Origin of the sequence: Rhodococcus sp. EPR-134 (genome assembly GCF_001647205.1) — a bacterium.
GTDB lineage: Bacteria > Actinomycetota > Actinomycetes > Mycobacteriales > Mycobacteriaceae > Rhodococcus_F > Rhodococcus_F qingshengii.
Genome location: NZ_LVCT01000699.1, coordinates 1 through 1380, shown reverse-complemented (window position 1 = coordinate 1380; position 1380 = coordinate 1). Strand labels below are relative to the sequence as shown.

Here is a 1380-nt window from a genome sequence, read left to right as displayed (position 1 = left end):
TTGTGTGTTGTTTGAGAACTGCACAGTGGACGCGAGCATCTTTGTTGTAAGTAATGAAGAGCGTACGGTGGATGCCTTGGCACCAGGAGCCGATGAAGGACGTAGGAGGCTGCGATAAGCCTCGGGGAGCTGTCAACCGAGCTGTGATCCGAGGATGTCCGAATGGGGAAACCCAGCACGAGTGATGTCGTGTTACCCGCGCCTGAATATATAGGGCGTGTGGAGGGAACGTGGGGAAGTGAAACATCTCAGTACCCACAGGAAGAGAAAACAACCGTGATTCCGTGAGTAGTGGCGAGCGAAAGCGGAAGAGGCTAAACCATGGGTGTGTGATAGCCGGCAGGTGTTGCATTCGTGGGGTTGTGGGGTTCATTTTGTCAATACTGCCGTGTTGGCCAACAGTAAGAAATCACAGGGTTAGTGGAAGTGGTCTGGAACGGCCTGTCGTAGAGGGTGAGAATCCCGTACACGAAAACTTTGTGACTGTTGTAATGGAAACCCAAGTAGCACCGGGCCCGTGAAATCTGGTGTGAATCTGTCGGGACCACCCGATAAGCCTGAATACTCCCTGGTGACCGATAGCGGACTAGTACCGTGAGGGAAAGGTGAAAAGTACCCCGGGAGGGGAGTGAAATAGTACCTGAAACCGTGCGCTTACAATCCGTCAGAGCCTTCGAGCAGTTTACTGCTGGGGGTGATGGCGTGCCTTTTGAAGAATGAGCCTGCGAGTTAGTGGCATGTCGCGAGGTTAACCCGTGTGGGGTAGCCGTAGCGAAAGCGAGTCCGAATAGGGCGAGTCAGTGGCATGCTCTAGACCCGAAGCGGAGTGATCTACCCATGGCCAGGTTGAAGCGACGGTAAGACGTCGTGGAGGACCGAACCCACTTAGGTTGAAAACTGAGGGGATGAGTTGTGGGTAGGGGTGAAAGGCCAATCAAACTCCGTGATAGCTGGTTCTCCCCGAAATGCATTTAGGTGCAGCGTCGCGTGTTTCTCACCGGAGGTAGAGCTACTGGATGGTCTAGGGGGCCCACAAGCTTACCGAAATCAGCCAAACTCCGAATGCCGGTGAGTGAGAGCGCGGCAGTGAGACTGCGGGCGATAAGGTTCGTAGTCGAGAGGGAAACAGCCCAGATCGCCAGCTAAGGTCCCTAAGCGTGTACTAAGTGGAAAAGGATGTGGGGTCGCGAAGACAACCAGGAGGTTGGCTTAGAAGCAGCCACCCTTGAAAGAGTGCGTAATAGCTCACTGGTCAAGTGATCCTGCGCCGACAATGTAGCGGGGCTCAAGTACACCACCGAAGCTGCGGCATTCACGCAATAGCCCCCAGTTGATCCACGGATTTTCTGGCAGGTGTGTGGATGGGTAGGGGAGCGTCGT

General features: G+C 54.6%; 1 rRNA gene. It reads left to right on the top strand.

From position 1 onward, the window contains the following. Positions 1–44: 44 nt before the first annotated feature. Positions 45–1380, top strand: a 23S ribosomal RNA gene (locus tag A2J01_RS30430); the annotation flags it as partial.